Annotated in this window: 16 protein-coding genes and 1 riboswitch; of the genes, 9 read left to right on the forward strand and 7 right to left on the reverse strand. The window is 69.9% G+C overall.

The features are described from left to right. The first annotated feature begins 74 nt into the window (after nucleotides 1–74). Together ACGF8A_RS08100 and ACGF8A_RS08105 are read left to right on the forward strand one after the other, a co-directional pair. A complete protein-coding gene (locus ACGF8A_RS08100) occupies nucleotides 75–1,043 on the forward strand; it encodes a diacylglycerol/lipid kinase family protein (protein WP_393105455.1) in 969 nt (322 codons plus the stop codon). Nucleotides 1,044–1,361: 318 nt separating this feature from the next. Further along, nucleotides 1,362–1,619 carry a WhiB family transcriptional regulator gene (locus ACGF8A_RS08105; protein WP_003992873.1) on the forward strand — a complete coding sequence of 86 codons (258 nt, stop codon included), beginning with the start codon at nucleotides 1,362–1,364 and terminating at the stop codon, nucleotides 1,617–1,619. 211 nt (nucleotides 1,620–1,830) lie between these two features. Here ACGF8A_RS08105 and ACGF8A_RS08110 read toward each other — a convergent pair whose 3' ends face one another. Together ACGF8A_RS08110 and ACGF8A_RS08115 are read right to left on the reverse strand one after the other, a co-directional pair. Continuing rightward, the gene (locus ACGF8A_RS08110) at nucleotides 1,831–3,297 is read right to left on the reverse strand and encodes a PAS domain-containing sensor histidine kinase (RefSeq protein ID WP_393105715.1); all 1,467 of its coding nucleotides are present in this window, start codon (nucleotides 3,295–3,297) and stop codon (nucleotides 1,831–1,833) included. Nucleotides 3,298–3,808: 511 nt separating this feature from the next. Further along, nucleotides 3,809–4,897, reverse strand: a complete 1,089-nt coding sequence (locus ACGF8A_RS08115; RefSeq protein WP_393105457.1) for an SIS domain-containing protein — start codon at nucleotides 4,895–4,897, stop codon at nucleotides 3,809–3,811. A 235-nt stretch (nucleotides 4,898–5,132) separates the two neighbouring features. Here ACGF8A_RS08115 and nagB point away from each other — a divergent pair, with 235 nt between their 5' ends. Beyond that, on the forward strand, nucleotides 5,133–5,918 hold the full coding sequence (gene nagB, locus ACGF8A_RS08120) for a glucosamine-6-phosphate deaminase (RefSeq protein WP_393105459.1): 786 nt from the start codon (nucleotides 5,133–5,135) through the stop codon (nucleotides 5,916–5,918). A 99-nt stretch (nucleotides 5,919–6,017) separates the two neighbouring features. On the opposite strand, the gene ACGF8A_RS08125 is transcribed toward nagB, so the two are convergent. From ACGF8A_RS08125 to ACGF8A_RS08145, 5 genes are all read right to left on the reverse strand, one after another. Next, on the reverse strand, nucleotides 6,018–6,569 hold the full coding sequence (locus tag ACGF8A_RS08125) for a DoxX family protein (protein ID WP_393105461.1): 552 nt from the start codon (nucleotides 6,567–6,569) through the stop codon (nucleotides 6,018–6,020). A 103-nt stretch (nucleotides 6,570–6,672) separates the two neighbouring features. Next, nucleotides 6,673–8,166 (reverse strand): glycoside hydrolase family 3 protein, encoded by a 1,494-nt coding sequence (locus ACGF8A_RS08130; protein WP_393105463.1) that lies wholly within the window; start codon nucleotides 8,164–8,166, stop codon nucleotides 6,673–6,675. Between the two features lie 8 nt (nucleotides 8,167–8,174). Next, the gene (locus ACGF8A_RS08135; protein ID WP_393105465.1) at nucleotides 8,175–9,005 is read right to left on the reverse strand and encodes a carbohydrate ABC transporter permease; all 831 of its coding nucleotides are present in this window, start codon (nucleotides 9,003–9,005) and stop codon (nucleotides 8,175–8,177) included. Then, complete coding sequence (locus ACGF8A_RS08140; protein WP_393105467.1) at nucleotides 9,002–9,976, reverse strand: carbohydrate ABC transporter permease; 975 nt, start codon at nucleotides 9,974–9,976, stop codon at nucleotides 9,002–9,004. Before ACGF8A_RS08140 ends, ACGF8A_RS08135 begins: the two co-directional genes overlap by 4 nt. An 88-nt stretch (nucleotides 9,977–10,064) precedes the next feature. Continuing rightward, entirely contained in the window at nucleotides 10,065–11,345 is a 1,281-nt protein-coding gene (locus tag ACGF8A_RS08145; RefSeq protein WP_393105469.1) for an extracellular solute-binding protein, read from the reverse strand. 395 nt (nucleotides 11,346–11,740) lie between these two features. On the opposite strand from ACGF8A_RS08145, the gene ACGF8A_RS08150 reads away from it, so the two are divergent. The 6 genes from ACGF8A_RS08150 (at nucleotide 11,741) to ACGF8A_RS08175 (ending at nucleotide 15,479) form a co-directional block, all read left to right on the forward strand. Continuing rightward, nucleotides 11,741–12,505: a GntR family transcriptional regulator gene (locus ACGF8A_RS08150; protein ID WP_393105471.1), complete on the forward strand. Its 765-nt coding sequence runs from the start codon at nucleotides 11,741–11,743 to the stop codon at nucleotides 12,503–12,505. Continuing rightward, on the forward strand, nucleotides 12,502–12,714 hold the full coding sequence (locus tag ACGF8A_RS08155) for a hypothetical protein (RefSeq protein ID WP_393105473.1): 213 nt from the start codon (nucleotides 12,502–12,504) through the stop codon (nucleotides 12,712–12,714). The genes ACGF8A_RS08150 and ACGF8A_RS08155 overlap by 4 nt, the downstream gene beginning before the upstream one ends. After that, a complete protein-coding gene (locus ACGF8A_RS08160; RefSeq protein WP_393105717.1) occupies nucleotides 12,711–12,890 on the forward strand; it encodes a YbdD/YjiX family protein in 180 nt (59 codons plus the stop codon). The genes ACGF8A_RS08155 and ACGF8A_RS08160 overlap by 4 nt, the downstream gene beginning before the upstream one ends. Before the next feature lie 67 nt (nucleotides 12,891–12,957). Continuing rightward, entirely contained in the window at nucleotides 12,958–13,221 is a 264-nt protein-coding gene (locus ACGF8A_RS08165) for a DUF3311 domain-containing protein (protein WP_393105475.1), read from the forward strand. Next, entirely contained in the window at nucleotides 13,218–14,828 is a 1,611-nt protein-coding gene (gene mctP, locus ACGF8A_RS08170; protein ID WP_393105477.1) for a monocarboxylate uptake permease MctP, read from the forward strand. Before ACGF8A_RS08165 ends, mctP begins: the two co-directional genes overlap by 4 nt. A gap of 144 nt (nucleotides 14,829–14,972) precedes the next feature. Continuing rightward, nucleotides 14,973–15,479 carry a GNAT family N-acetyltransferase gene (locus tag ACGF8A_RS08175; RefSeq protein WP_393105479.1) on the forward strand — a complete coding sequence of 169 codons (507 nt, stop codon included), beginning with the start codon at nucleotides 14,973–14,975 and terminating at the stop codon, nucleotides 15,477–15,479. A gap of 16 nt (nucleotides 15,480–15,495) precedes the next feature. Further along, a riboswitch (cobalamin riboswitch) is annotated at nucleotides 15,496–15,673 on the forward strand. The last annotated feature ends 95 nt before the right edge of the window (nucleotides 15,674–15,768 follow it).

The raw sequence follows: 15,768 nt of genomic DNA on the forward strand, positions 1-15,768 counted from the left end.
GCTCACGCCGTGATCTCCGCCGGATCCCCGGCCCGGCCTGTGCCCGGTACCACCCAGTAGGTACCCTGCGAGGCATGCGTGCACTTCTCGTGGTCAATCCGGCGGCAACCACCACAAGCGCACGTACGCGCGATGTCCTCATTCATGCGCTGGCGAGCGAGATGAAACTGGAGGCGGTCACCACCGAGTACCGCGGGCACGCGCGCGACCTTGGCCGGCAGGCGGCGGAGAGCGACGACATCGACCTCGTGGTCGCGCTCGGCGGTGACGGCACGGTCAACGAGGTCGTCAACGGCCTGCTGCACGACGGCCCCGCCCCGGGGCATGTCCCCGGCCTCGCCGTGGTGCCCGGCGGTTCCACCAACGTCTTCGCGCGCGCCCTGGGCCTGCCCAACGACGCGGTCGAGGCGACCGGCGCCCTGCTGGACGCGCTGCGCGAGGGCAGCGAGCGCACCGTCGGACTCGGACTGACCTCGGGCACGCCGGGTACCGAGGACGAGGCGGTGCCCTCCCGCTGGTTCACCTTCAACGCCGGACTCGGCTTCGACGCCGGCGTGGTCGGCCGCGTCGAGCAGCAGCGCGAGCGTGGCAGGAAGTCGACGCACGCGCTCTACGTCCGCCAGGTGCTGCGCCAGTTGGTGGGCGAGCCGAGCCGCCGGCAGGGCACGATCACGATGGAGCGGCCGGGCGAGGACGCGGTGTCGGAGCTGCTTCTGTGCATAGCGTCGAACACCGCCCCCTGGACGTTCCTCGGGAACCGCCCGATGTACGCCTCACCCAGAGCCTCGTTCGACACGGGGCTGGATGTGTTCGGCCTCAGCCGGATGTCCACGGCCTCGGTTGCCCGGTATGGCACCCAGTTGCTCACTTCGTCCCCCGAGCGCGGACCCCATGGCAAGCACGCCCTCTCCTTGCACGATCTGAGTGAGTTCACCTTGCATTCGAAGGCGCCGCTCCCCCTTCAGATGGACGGTGACCACCTGGGGCTGCGTACCAGCGTGACGTTCACAGGCGTACGTCGTGCACTGCGTGTGATTGTGTGAGCAGAAGGGGCTAAAGTCCTTTCACTCGAACGTTTAGGCCAGGATCCACCCCATGGAAGTACGGCTGTGACCTAGTCGACACCGAGGAATCCAAAAAAACTTTCCGGAAGGGGTTGTATCCGCCGCCGAGGTTTGCGAGTCTCTACGTGGCGATCGGGACGGCCCGCAACACCGGCCTCCACAGATCACCGGAACCCCTCTCCAGCCAAGGACCACGCCGAGGAAGACTCGGCGGTCGGCCCTTCACTTGTTGAGGGATTCGTGAAAGCGTTCACATTCACAAGCAACTTCACGTAATACCAAGGAGAGGTAGCAGCCATGGACTGGCGTCACAACGCCGTTTGCCGCGAGGAAGACCCCGAGCTCTTCTTCCCCATCGGCAACACCGGTCCTGCGCTGCTGCAGATCGAGGAAGCCAAGGCCGTCTGCCGTCGCTGCCCTGTGATTGAGCAGTGTCTGCAGTGGGCGCTCGAGTCCGGTCAGGACTCCGGCGTCTGGGGTGGTCTCAGCGAGGACGAGCGCCGTGCCATGAAGCGCCGCGCCGCCCGCAACCGGGCTCGTCAGGCCTCCGCCTGACATACCCACCCCGCTGACAGCCTGAGCTTGGCGGCGCGTACAGCGAGTACGCATCTCCCGCTCCCGAGCCGCAGCGCGCAGTACCCCCGATGCGCTTACGCAGCGAGCGACTGGCCCCGGACCTCCAGGTCCGGGGCTTTTTGCTGTGCCGGGTGGATCGGACCCAGGAGAACCGGCCCGGCCGTCCCGCCTGCTCGCCCGCGGCGGCCGGTCACTTCTGCGCGCGTACCGGGATGTCCAGGATGACCTGGGTGCCCCGCTCCGGCCCCGGGACCATGTCGAACGCACCGCCCAACTCGCCCTCCACCAGCGTCCGTACGATCTGCAGGCCGAGATTGCCCGAGGTGTGCGGGTCGAAGCCCTCGGGCAGGCCGACCCCGTCGTCCTGCACGGTGACCAGCAGGCGGGTCTCCTTCGTCGTGCCGCCGCGCACCGCCGACACCTCCACCGTGCCGGTGTCGCCCTCGCGGAAGCCGTGCTCCAGCGCGTTCTGCAGCACCTCGGTGAGCACCATCGACAGCGGGGTGGCGACCTCGGCGTCGAGGATGCCGAAGCGGCCGGTGCGCCGGCCGGCGACCTTGCCGGGCGAGATCTCGGCGACCATCGCCAGCACCCGGTCGGCGATCTCGTCGAACTCCACACGCTCGTCCAGGTTCTGAGACAGCGTCTCGTGCACGATCGCGATCGAGCCGACCCGGCGGACCGCTTCCTCCAGGGCCGCGCGGCCGCGCTCGGACTCGATGCGCCGGGCCTGGAGGCGCAGCAGGGCGGCCACCGTCTGGAGGTTGTTCTTCACCCGGTGGTGGATCTCCCGGATGGTGGCGTCCTTGGTGATCAACTCCCGCTCACGGCGGCGCAGTTCGGTGACGTCCCGGAGCAGGACGAGGGAACCGATACGGGTGCCCTTGGGTTTGAGCGGGATGGCCCTGAACTGGATGACCCCGTCGTGGGCCTCGATCTCGAACTCGCGGGGCGCCCAGCCGCTGGCCACCTTGGCCAGCGCCTCGTCCACGGGGCCCCGGCTCGGGGCGAGTTCGGCGGTCGTACGGCCGAGGTGGTGGCCGAGGAGGTCGGCGGCGAGGCCCATGCGGTGGTAGGCGGAGAGGGCGTTCGGGGAGGCGTACTGGACGATGCCGTCCGCGTCGAGCCGGATCAGGCCGTCGCCGACGCGGGGCGAGGCGTCCATGTCCACTTGCTGGTTCGCGAACGGGAAGGCGCCGGCGGCGATCATCTGCGCCAGGTCCGAGGCGCTCTGGAGGTACGTCAGCTCCAGACGGCTCGGGGTGCGCACGGTCAGGAGGTTGGTGTTGCGGGCGATGACACCGAGGACGCGGCCGTCCCGCCGTACCGGAATGGACTCGACGCGGACCGGGACCTCCTCGCGCCACTCCGGGTCGCCCTCACGCACGATCCGGCCCTCGTCGAGCGCCGCGTCCAGCATGGGGCGGCGGCCGCGCGGGACGAGGTGCCCGACCATGTCGTCCTGGTAGGAGGTGGGGCCGGTGTTGGGCCGCATCTGGGCCACGGAGACATAGCGTGTGCCGTCGCGGGTGGGTACCCACAGGACCAGGTCGGCGAAGGAGAGGTCGGACAGCAGCTGCCACTCCGAGACCAGCAGGTGGAGCCACTCGAGGTCGGAGTCGTCGAGGGCGGTGTGCTGGCGGACCAGTTCGTTCATGGAGGGCACGTCTGCGAGCGTACCCGGCGGTTTGTGCAGGTCCTAAAAGTGCCTGTGCGGGGCTGAGAACACCCGCGGGCCGCGGCGCCTGGGAGGGACCCTCAACCCTCCCGGCACCGCAGCCCGGAGCAGCATCGGCCACGGGGTGTGCGGTCCCTGTCGGCCGAAGGATGAGGAGCCGGGGCAGTCAGGGCAGAGAGCACCGGTTCCTCGGTCCGCCTTCCTGTGCGGGGAAGACGGAGGCTCTTCGTTCGTTTCTGCGTCGCCTCCCCGCATTGTGGACTAGACCACTACGCGTGTCCATGCGTCAAGGCGGCTTGTTGTCGGAGGCTGTGTGTTGTTGGCGCTTCGCAGCCTAACCCGCCCGGCTCAGCTGCGGGGCCAGATGGCCATGGCAATTTCCGCGAGAGCCCCGGTTCCGCGCGGCTCGCGCCGTCGCGCGCCCCCGCGGGGACACGCCCTTGACCGGTGCGGCGGTGCGGCGGGCGACGGCGACGGCGACGGCGACGACTCAGCGCGTCTCCGTCACCTTGGCCAGCGCCCGGGGAGCGTCCGGGTCCTGGCCACGGGCGATCGTGACCTCGTACGCCAGGAGCTGGAGGGGGATGATCTCCAGGACGGGCTGGACCTCCTCGGCGACGTTCTCCGTGGGCAGCACGAAGCCGGCACTGGCACGCCCGACCTCACCGGCGGGCCCGATCACGACCAGGTCGGCGCCCCGCCCGCGCAGCCGGTCGAGGACGGGCTGCAGGGCCTCCCCGCCCTTGCCGTCGGTGACGACCGCGATGACCGGCGAGACGTTGTCGACCATGGCGAGCGGGCCGTGCAACAGGTCGGCGCCGGAGTAGGACAGGGCCGGGATGTAGCTGGTCTCCATCAGCTTCAGAGCGGCCTCCTTGGCCGTGGGGTAGCCGAAGCCGCGGGCGGTGATCACCATGCGCTCGGCGAAGCGGTAGCGGGCCGCCAGGGTGCGGACCTCGTCGTGCCGGGCGAGCAGGTCCCCGGCGAGGCCCGGCAGCATCTGGGCCGGGGCGCCGTCGCCGCCGCGCAGGCCCTCGACGAACAGATAGAGGGCGAGGAGGGAGGCCGTGTAGGTCTTGGTCGCGGGGAGCGCCTTCTCCGGTCCCGCCAGGATGTCGATGTGGTACTCGGCCACGCCGGCCAGCGCGGAGTCCGGGTTGTTGGTCACGGCGAGGGTGATCGCGCCGGCCTCGCGGGCGGCCCGCGTGGAGGCGACCAGGTCCGGGGAGCCGCCGGACTGGCTGACGGTGACGACGAGGACGTCGGTGAGGTCGGGACGGGCGCCGTAGGCCGTGACGGTGGACATGGAGGTGAGGCCGCAGGGCAGGCCGAGGCGGACTTCCAGGAGGTACTTGGCGTAGAGGGCGGCGTTGTCGGAGGTGCCGCGGGCGGCCAGCAGGACGAAGCGGGGGGCGCGGGCGGCGATGTCCTCGGCCACCCGGCGAATGGCGGGGGCGCCCTTGTCCAGGATCCGGCGCAGTACCGCGGGCTGCTCCCGCATCTCACGCGCCATGATCCGGCCGGGGACCTCGTTGTGGGGGGCGTGGGGGTCGTGAGGGTAGTGAGGCGTGGCGGGCATGTGGGGTTCCTCTGCGTCGGCGTCGGCTGCGTCGGCCGCGGTGCTGAACGCCGGCGTGCGTGGCGCTCGGCACCATTGCACGCCCCCACAGCGGCTCACGCCTCCCCGAAGGACGCTTCCCAGGGGCTTGTCCTCACCTGGGAAGCGTCAGCCCTCTCTGTTAGATTGGTCTAAACCACATGACCCCTTCCGGGGTGCCCCTCGAGTCCCCCCTCTCCAGATCGGCAGGCCCAGCGTGGAAGTTGTCATCGTTCCCGACGCCGAGGCGGGCGGCGAGCTGATCGCCGAGGCCATGGCGCAGCTGCTCAGGCGCAAGCCCGGCGCCCTGCTCGGCGTGGCCACCGGCTCGACGCCGCTGCCCGTCTACCAGGCGCTGGCGGCAAAGGTGCGGTCCGGCGCGGTGGACACCTCCCGGGCCCGGATAGCGCAGCTCGACGAGTACGTGGGACTGCCGGCCGAGCATCCGGAGTCGTACCGGTCGGTGCTGCGGCGCGAGGTGCTGGAGCCGCTCGGGATCGGGATGGACGCGTTCATGGGCCCGAACGGCACGGCCGACGACATCACGGGCGCGTGCGCGGCGTACGACGCGGCGCTGACCGGGGCCGGTGGCGTGGATCTGCAGTTGCTGGGGATCGGGACCGACGGGCACATCGGCTTCAACGAGCCGTGCTCCTCGCTGGCCTCGCGTACCCGGATCAAGACGCTGACCGAGCAGACGCGTGTCGACAACGCGCGGTTCTTCGGCGGCGAGATCGACCAGGTGCCGCACCACGTCATCACGCAGGGCATCGGGACCATCCTGGAGGCGCGGCACCTGGTGCTGCTGGCGACGGGTGAGGGCAAGGCGGACGCGGTCGCGGCGACGGTGGAGGGACCTGTCGCGGCCGTGTGCCCGGCGTCGGCGTTGCAGTTGCATCCGCATGCCACGGTGGTGGTCGACGAGGCCGCCGCGTCCAAGCTGAAGCTGGCGGACTACTTCCGGCACACGTACGCCAACAAGCCGCAGTGGCAGGGGATCTAGGAGACCCGGGTCCTCCCGGCCATCGCCTCGTCGTCCGGAGGGCCGGCGGACGGCAAACGCAGACCGGCCCTGGCCCGGCCCGGGCCGGCCCTCCGGTGCTCACAGAGCCAGGACCAGTGCTCCCGCCAGCACCCCCAGGCCCAGCGCGATGCCGAACGGGACCCAGCCGCCGTCCCGCCAGGGGAAGAGGACGTCGAGAGAGAGGCGGCCGGGGCCCACCGCGGCGATGGTGAGCGCGGCGAGAGCGATGAGCATGGGGTAGGCGAACGCCGGAGGCCCGTCGGGCCACAGGCTGAACTGGGGCGCCACGGTCATGGCGTTGAACATCACCCCGACCGCGGCCGCCGCGGCCAGCGGGGTGAGCAGCCCGACCGCCAGCCCCAGACCGCCGAGGAGTTCGGACACACCCGCGAGGGCGGCGAAGAAGGTGCCCGGCTCGTACCCCTGCTGGGCGAAGCCCTTCGCCGTGGCGTCGAGCCCCGCCCCGCCGAACCAGCCGAACAGCTTCTGCGCACCGTGCCCCGCCAGGATCAGGCCCACCGCCAGCCGCAACAGAAGAATCGCCACGTCGGAGGCGCTGAGCGCCCACGGTGCCCCTCTCGTGCCGAAGGCGCCGGCGGAGTGGCGTGGGGGTTGGTTGGTGTGTGTCATCGCGGCGTCACCTCCGGGCACGGCCCTGGTGCGAATCTCCCCCCTCTCCGATCCTCCTCTCCCGGGAAGGTGACGTCCAAAGGAGGAGTGCCGCGCACCTCGGTCACACCCCGGCGATGACCTCCGCGGCCGCCTGCCCGCACACCCGGGCCGCGCCGTAGGTCGCGATGTGCAGGGCACCCCGGGGCGCCGCCTGGGGAACGCCCATCTCGACCACGATCGTGTCCGGGCGGGCACGCAGGAGCGTGTCGAGGGCCGCGGCCATCCACGGATGCCGGTGCTCGTCGCGGACCACCGCCACGATGCGGCGCTCCCCCGCCGCCGCGAGGGCGGCGCCGCCCGCGACCTGCCCGGCGAACGTGCCCGCTTCCGTGCCCGGCAGCAGGGCGGCCAGCTCCGCCGTCACGCCCCACGGGGTCTCGTCGCCCACGGCGATGTTGGCGACGGGAGTGAGGGCGGCGACGTAGGGAGGCGCGGTGAGCGGCGTGAAGGCCTCCGTGGCGGTGACCTTCAGCGCGCGCCGGGCCGCACGCAGGCCCACCTCGCCGTCCGCCCCGGCCCGCCCCGTGGACCGAGCACCCGACGCCGACGCCGACCAGCCCGCGAGCCTGCGGACCCGTTCCGCCGCGTCCGCCAGCCGCTCCTCGGGGAGCTCCCCGGCGCGCACCGCCGCCACCAGGGCGTCCCGCAGGCGCCGTACCGTCTCGTCGTCGGCCAGGCCGCCGCCCACGCAGATGGCGTCGGCGCCCGCCGCGACGGCCAGGACGCTGCCGCGTTCGATGCCGTACGTGGCGGAGATGGCCTGCATCTCCATGCCGTCGGTGACGATCAGGCCGTCGTAGCCGAGGTCGCCGCGCAGCAGGTCCGTGAGCACCTTGCCCGACAGTGTCGCCGGACGGTCCGGGTCCAGTGCGGGGACGAGGATGTGGGCGCTCATCACCGCCCGCGAGCCCGCGGCGATCGCGGCGCGGAACGGGGCCAGTTCGCGTCCGCCGAGCACGGCCGGGTCCGCGTCGATGCGGGGGACGGCGTGGTGGGAGTCGACGGTGGTGTCGCCGTGGCCGGGGAAGTGCTTCGTGCAGGCCGCCACGCCCGCCGACTGGAGTCCGGTGACGTACGCCGCGGTGTGCCGGGCGACCAGCGCCGGGTCGGCGCCGAAGGACCGGACGCCGATGACGGGGTTGCCGGGGTTGGAGTTCACGTCCGCCGACGGGGCCCAGTTGAAGTTGACCCCGCAGGCGGCGAGGCGGCGGCCCAGTTCGGCGGCCACCTCCCTGGTGAGTTCCACGTCGTCCACCGCGCCGAGCGCGTGGTTGCCGGGGAAGGAGGATCCGGTCCGCACCTCCAGGCGGGTGACGTCGCCGCCCTCCTCGTCGATGGCGACCAGGACGTCTTCCCGTTCCGCGCGCAACTGGGCTGTCAGGGTGGTCAGTTGCTCGGGTGTGGCGATGTTGCGGCCGAACAGGCCGACGGAGGCGAGGCCCTCGCCGAGCCGGCGCAGCAGCCAGTCGGGGGCGGCCGTGCCGGTGAAGCCGGGCTGGAGGACCGTCAGCGCGTCACGCGTCAGTGTGTCGGTGTCGCTGGCGAATGTGGTCATCGAGGGTGTTATCCCTTCACCGCGCCGGCGGTCAGACCACTGACCGCCTTGCGCTGCAGGAAGACGAAGAGGATCAGAATCGGAATCGCGAACAGCGAGGAGGCCGCCATCGTCGCGCCCCAGTCGTTGCCGAAGACGGTCTGGAAGCTGGTGAGCCACAGCGGCAGCGTCTGTGCCCCGGCCTCCTTGTTGACGACCAGCACGAGGGGGAGCTCGTTCCAGGCGGTGATGAAGCCGAACATCGAGGTGGCCATCAGGCCGGGCGCGAGCAGCGGGAAGATGACCTTGCGGAAGGCCTGGCCGCGGGTGCAGCCGTCGACCATCGCCGACTCCTCCAGCTCCCGCGGCACCGCGGCGACGAAGCCGCGCAGCGTCAGGATGGTGAAGGGCAGGATCATCATCGTGTAGAAGAGCGTCAGCGGAACCAGGCTGTTCAGCATCGACGCGTCCCGCACGATCATGTAGATCGCGATGACCATGACTTCCCACGGCGCCATCTGCGCCATCATGAAGCCGACGATGAAGCCGCGCCGGCCCTTGAACCGCATCCGGGCCAGGGCGAACGCCCCGGCGAGCGCGATGAGCAGCGAGAAGACGACCGCGAGCACGGTGACGACCAGCGAGTTGGTGACGAACGTCCAGAAGTTGTCGGCGTCGGTCGCGGTCTTGAAGTGCTCGAAGGTGATGTCGGTCGGGAACCACACCGGGCTCTCCGAGATGATGTCGCCGGTCGGCTTGAACGCCGTGGCGAACATCCAGTACACGGGGAAGACGAAGCCGACGAACAGGACGACGGCCGTGACGTTGGGCCACAGGCGGCCGAAGAGCGAGCGCTTCACAGCTCGTCCTCCTCTTGCTTGAGCACGATCCGCAGGTAGTACGCGGTCAGAGCGAGCAGGATCAGGATGGTCAGGACGGCGATCGCCGCGCCCATTCCGTAGTGCTGGTTGCCCACGCCCTCGATGTAGGCGTAGACGGGCAGGATCTCCGTCATCCGGTCGGGACCGCCGCCGTTGAAGGCGTAGACCTGCACGAACGCCTTGAAGACCCAGATGATCTCCAGGAACGTGGTGGCGTACAGGAACGGGCGCAGGAACGGGAACGTGACGGTGGTGAAGATCCGCCAGCCGCCGGCCCCGTCGAGTGCCGCGGCCTCGTACAGCTCGTCCGGGACGGTGGTGGTCGCCGCGTAGAGGTTGAGCGCGACGAAGGGGATCGACATCCAGACGATCAGCACGGTGACGACGAAGAACGTCGACATCTGGCTGCTGGTCCAGCTGTAGTCGGCCATGGAGTGCCAGCCCAGCTTGTCCAGCACCCAGTTGACGACGCCGAAGCGCTGGGCGAACAGCCACTGGTAGACGGTGGTCGCGGCGACCACCGGCATCGCCCAGGCCAGCACCAGCCCGATCATCAGCGTGACGCGCATCCGCTTGCCGAGGCGGGCGAGCAGCAGTCCGACCAGGGCACCGAAGAGCATGATCAGGGCGACGTTCACCGCCGTGAACAGGATCGAGCGCAGGGTGACCCGCCAGAAGTCCCCTCCGGTGAGGGTCTCCTTGTAGTTGTCGATGCCGTTCCACTCGGTGACGTGCTGGATCAGCTGCGCCATGTTGAGGTTCTGGAAGGACAGCAGGACGTCCTTCAGCAGCGGCCAGCCGAGCAGCAGCACGGTGGCCGCGCAGGCCGGCAGCAGCAGCAGATACGGGGCGAGGGCACCGCCGCGCCACGTGGGCCCGGGTGGTGACCCGCCGTCCGGCTTGCGGATCTGCACCGGACCGGAGGGCGGCCGTTCGGTCTGCACGGTCATGCTCGCGATCTCTCTTCTCGACCTGCCTACGATCGCCGGGGCGGGGGCCTGCCGCTTCGGCCTGCCTCCGCCCCGGCTGGAGCACTCGTTACTGCTGCTGCGCCAGGCGCTTGTTGAACTCGTCCTCGACCTGCTTGGCGGCCTCGGCCGGCGTCTTGCCGTTCAGCACGGCGGTCAGGTAGGTCTTGATCGGGTTGGGCGCGTTCTCGACCGCGGCCCACTCCGGGATCAGCGGCGTGGTGCCGCCGCCCGCTGCGGCGGGCGCGGCGGCCTCGGCGGCGGCGTTGCCCTTGAGGTTGGTCTGCAGCGACTCCTTGTTGGGGATGACGCCGTTGAGCTTGGCCAGCCGGCCCTCGTGCTCGTCGCTCAGGGCGATCTTCAGGAACTCCTTGGCCAGCTCCTGCTTCTTGCTGCCCGCGGCGACCGCGAGGTTGGAGCCGCCGAGGAAGACGCCCTCGGGCTTGTCGGCCGTGGCACCGGGGATCGTGAAGTAGCCGATCTCCTTCTCGATCTCCGGGTTGGCCTCGATCGCGATGCCGGCTTCCCAGCCCATGCCGATGAACGCGCCCACGTTGCCCTTGCCGAAGACCTCGCCCTGCTGCGGGGTGGCCTCGTCCTTGTCCTTGGGCGCCTTGGAGAGGGCCTGGAACTTCTTGTAGGTCTCCGCGGCGGCGGCGACCTTCGGGTCGCCGAGGTTGGAGACGTACTTGTCCCCGTCCTTCTTGACCAGCTCGCCGCCCTCGCCGACCACCAGGCCGACGAAGTGGTACCAGTTCTGGCCGGGCAGGTAGATCGGCTCGGCGTCGGTCTTGTCGCCGATCGTCTTCAGCGCGTCGTAGAACTCGTCGCGGGTCTTGGGAGTGTCCTTGAGGCCGGCGTCGGCCCAGATCTTCTTGTTGTAGAGGACGACACGGTTGGCGAAGTACCAGGGCGCCGCGTACTGCTTGCCGTCGAACACCGAGGAGTTGTTCAGCGACTCGGTCCACTCGCCGCCGATCTCGGACTTGAGGTCGGCGAGGTCGGCGAGTCCGCCGGTCTTGGCGTAGGCCGGCGTCTGGGTGTTGCCGATCTCGAAGACGTCCGGCGGGTTCTCCTCGGACAGGGCGGTGGTCAGCTTCTGCTGGATGCCGTTCCACTGCTGGATCTCGAACTTGACCTTGGCCTTGGTCTTCGCCTCGAAGGCGGCGGCTACGTCCTTCTGCCACTGGTCCGGCGAGGAACCGTCCATCACCCAGACCGTGAGCGTCTGGCCCGCGTAGCCGTCCGCCCCGGCCTTGCCCTCGCCCTCGTCGCCCTTGTCGCCGCCGCACGCCGCAATGGAGACCATCATCGCCGCGACACCGATCGCGGATATCAGCTTGCGCTTCACGCCACCCTCCTCAGGGATGCCACAAACCCCCCTCGTCCCCGCGGTGACTGACGTACCGCCCTGGGGCCGGGACCTGGACCAATGGTGTAGACCAGTACCGGGGAGCTTGGCCCAGACCATAGGGCGTGTCAAGGGTCTCGTGTACGGCCCGACCAGCCGTTATGGGACCTACATATGCAGGAACCTTTAAGTAAGAACCCCTCGAAAACCACGACTCCTCCACCCACTGCGGGGTAGACCACATGACCTTCGTGGACTAGACCATCGAGGCCGCCGACGGTATACAGGGGGGATCACGGAGCGTGCGGGGAGCCTCTCGCGCGCGGTCGTGCCACGATGTGAGCCGCGACCGGCGGACGTCGGTCGGGTCGGTACGTGAGCCGGGAAGGCGGAGCATGAGCACTGAGGTCAGCAGTGCGGAGAACGAGAACGGGACGCCCGTCCGCACCGCACGCGTGCCCAAGTACTACCGCCTGAAGAAGCATCTGCTCGACATGACGGAGACCCTGCCGCCCGGCACGCCGGTCCCGCCCGAGCGCACACTGGCCGCGGAGTTCGACACCTCCCGCACGACCGTGCGCCAGGCCCTTCAGGAGCTGGTGGTCGAGGGCCGGCTGGAGCGGATCCAGGGCAAGGGCACGTTCGTCGCCAAACCGAAGGTCTCGCAGGCCCTGCAACTCACCTCGTACACCGAGGACATGCGCGCCCAGGGCCTCGAACCCACCTCGCAGCTGCTGGACATCGGCTACATCACCGCGGACGACCGGCTCGCCGAACTGCTCGACATCACCCCCGGCGGCCGGGTCCTGCGCATCGAGCGGCTGCGCATGGCCAACGGAGAGCCGATGGCCATCGAGACCACCCACCTGAGCGCCAAGCGCTTCCCGGCCCTGCGCCGCAGCCTCGTCAAGTACACGTCCCTCTACACCGCCCTCGCCGAGGTGTACGACGTCCACCTCGCGGAGGCCGAGGAGACCATCGAGACCTCGCTGGCCACCCCCAGGGAGGCCGGCCTGCTCGGCACCGACGTCGGCCTGCCGATGCTGATGCTGTCCCGGCACTCGCTGGACCGCGAGGGCAAGCCGGTGGAGTGGGTGCGCTCGGTCTACCGCGGCGACCGCTACAAGTTCGTGGCCCGGCTCAGGCGGCCCGAGGCGTGATCCTGCCCGCGGCACGGCGCAGGTCACACCACCTGCCCCACGGTCCTTCCGTCTCCACGCCCAGCGAGGCGCCGTACGTCGCGTCGAAGCTCGTGGCACCGGCCGGCCTGATCGCCACGCGGGAGGAGAAGGAGGAGGTCCGCCGTGCCACCGTCGGCACTGCTCTGCGCCGGGTGACCGGCGGGGTCGCCGGTACGTCCGTGAGCTGACCGACGAGTCGGCCTACGACCGCCATGTCGCGTATGTCCGCACGGACCACCCCGACGCCGAGGTGCCCACCCGGCGGGAGTTCGAGCGGATGCGGACGGACCGGCGGGAAAACGACCCACGGCAGGGCTTTTCGCCGCTGCTGAGGTACCGGTATCTGAACAAGGGCTTCCGGTGACGGGACACCGTGACCTAGATTGCCTGCGCGTTACACCAGGTGATCAGCGAGGGGACGGAGCCGTTCGATGTCTAAAGCCCCAGATGTGACCAGAGGGCCGGTGGTGACGCCTGTGCGCGTTGTCGTCGCCCTCTGCCTGATAGCACCGTTCGTGTCCATGCTCTGGGTGAGCTCGTACGCGAAGACGGACCCGACGTTCATCGGGATCCCGTTCTTCTACTGGTACCAGATGGCCTGGGTCGTGATCTCCACCGGCCTCACCATGATCGCGTACTGGCTGTGGCAGCGTGACCAGCGCGCCCGCAAGGCCCAGGGAGGTGCCGGGGCATGAAGGACGGCGTGAACGGCGTCGCACTCGCCGTCTTCCTCCTCTTCTTCCTCGCCGTCACGGTGATGGGCTTCCTGGCCTCGCGCTGGCGCAAGGCCGAGAACGAGCACAGCCTCGACGAATGGGGCCTGGGCGGCCGGTCGTTCGGCACCTGGATCACCTGGTTCCTGCTCGGCGGCGACCTCTACACGGCCTACACCTTCGTCGCCGTGCCGGCGGCGATCTACGCGGCGGGCGCGGCCGGCTTCTTCGCCGTCCCGTACACGATCCTCATCTACCCGCTGATGTTCGCCTTCCTGCCACGCCTGTGGTCGGTATCGCACAAGCACGGTTACGTCACCACCTCCGACTTCGTCCGCGGCCGCTTCGGTTCCAAGGGCCTGTCCCTGGCGGTGGCGGTCACCGGCATCCTCGCGACCATGCCGTACATCGCGCTCCAGCTGGTCGGCATCCAGGCCGTGCTGGACGTGATGGGCATCGGCGGCGGCGAGGACACCAACTGGTTCATCAAGGACCTGCCGCTGCTGATCGCCTTCGGCGTACTGGCCGCGTACACGTACTCGTCCGGTCTGCGGGCGCCGGCCCTGATCGCGTTCGTCAAGGACGCGCTGATCTACATCGTCATCGCCGTCGCCATCATCTACATCCCCATCAAGCTGGGCGGCTTCGACGACATCTTCAGCGCGGCGAGCGACAAGTACGAGGCGGCCGGCGCGGGCGGGCTCGTGCCGAACGCCGCCTCGCAGTGGACGTACGCCACGCTGGCACTGGGCTCGGCACTCGCGCTGTTCATGTACCCGCACAGCGTCACGGCCGTGCTCTCCAGCCGCAGCCGGGACGTGATCCGCCGCAACTCCACGATCCTGCCGCTGTACTCGCTGATGCTGGGTCTGCTGGGTCTGCTGGGCTTCATGGCGATCGCGGCCGGCGTCAAGGTGGAGAACGGCCAGCTGGCGATCCCCCAGCTCTTCGAGAACATGTTCCCGGACTGGTTCACCGGCGTCGCGTTCGCGGCGATCGGCATCGGCGCGCTGGTCCCGGCGGCCATCATGTCGATCGCGGCGGCCAACCTCTTCACCCGCAACATCTACAGGGACTTCCTCAAGCCGGACGCCACACCCGCGCAGGAGACCAAGGTCTCCAAGCTGGTGTCGCTGCTGGTGAAGGTCGGCGCCCTCGTGTTCGTCCTGGGCATGGACAAGACGGTCGCCATCAACTTCCAGCTGCTGGGCGGCATCTGGATCCTCCAGACCATGCCCGCACTGGTCGGCGGCCTGTTCACGCGCTGGTTCCACCGCTGGGCCCTGCTGGCCGGCTGGGCGGTCGGCATGATCTACGGCACGGTCGCCGCGTACGGCGTCGCCTCCCCGACGCAGAAGCACTTCGGCGGCTCGTCGGCGGAGATCCCCGGCATCGGGGAGATCGGCTACATCGGCCTCACGGCGTTCGTCCTGAACCTGGTGGTCACGGTGGTCCTCACCTTCGTCCTGAAGGCCGTGAAGGCCCCCGAGGGCGTCGACGAGACCAAGCCCGGGGACTACACGGCGGACGCGGGCGACCCGGGCGTCCAGGTGGAACTGCCGCCGGCGACCGCGGGGGCAGGTCACTAGAGAACGCGAGACAACGCCCGCAAGGGGCGCGGGGCCGTATCGCCACGCGGCGCCGCCGCGTGGCGCGACCAGCCACCCCACCACCCGCAGCGGGCCGCCGGCATCAAGCACAACGGCGGCCCGCTGTCGTGCACACTCCCCCCCATGGACTTCGTCATCCGCCCCGCACTGCCCACCGACCACGCCCCCCTCGGCGACATCACGGCCCAGGCCTACCTCCAGGACGGCCTGCTCGACTTCGGCGAGAGTGACGAATACCTCGGCGAACTCAGAAACGTCGCCAAGCGAGCCGCCGCAGCCGAAGTCCTGGTGGCCGCAGACAACGGCCGCGTCCTCGGCGGCGTGACCTTCGTCCCGTCCGGCGGCCCCATGGCCGACGTGGCCCGCCCCGCGGAGGCCGAGATCCGTATGCTCGCCGTCGCCCGGGAGGCCCGCGGCCGGGGCGTGGGCGAGGCCCTCGTGCGCGCCTGCATCGACCGCGCACGCACCACGGACGGCTGCACCGGCATCGTCCTCTCCACCCAGCGCACCATGCACACAGCCCACCGCATCTACGAACGTCTGGGCTTCGTGCGCACTCCGGAGCGCGACTGGAACCCTCTCGCGCACCTTGACGACATCACGCTCCTCACCTACCAGTTGACGCTCTGAAGTTGTCGGCGACACAACATATGGGGGTGCCTTCGGCGCCCGGCACTAGATGTATGCTCATGCTCGCTGTCGCCGCAGGGGAATCCGGTGCGAATCCGGAACTGTCCCGCAACGGTGTACTTGCGTGCACCCGCCCTGAACAGGGCGCGCACGCCTGTTCAGTCCGAGGACCTGCCGACAGTGCGCCCGGCCGTCCGGTCCGGGTGTCCTGACGTCCGGGTCTCGTGGAATGGGCCGGTGGACGCGACGCCCCGTGCGCTCGTGTGCTGCCCCCTGCCCTCGGCGAGGC

The sequence above is a fragment of the Streptomyces sp. NPDC047706 genome (assembly GCF_043204795.1).
GTDB lineage: Bacteria > Actinomycetota > Actinomycetes > Streptomycetales > Streptomycetaceae > Streptomyces.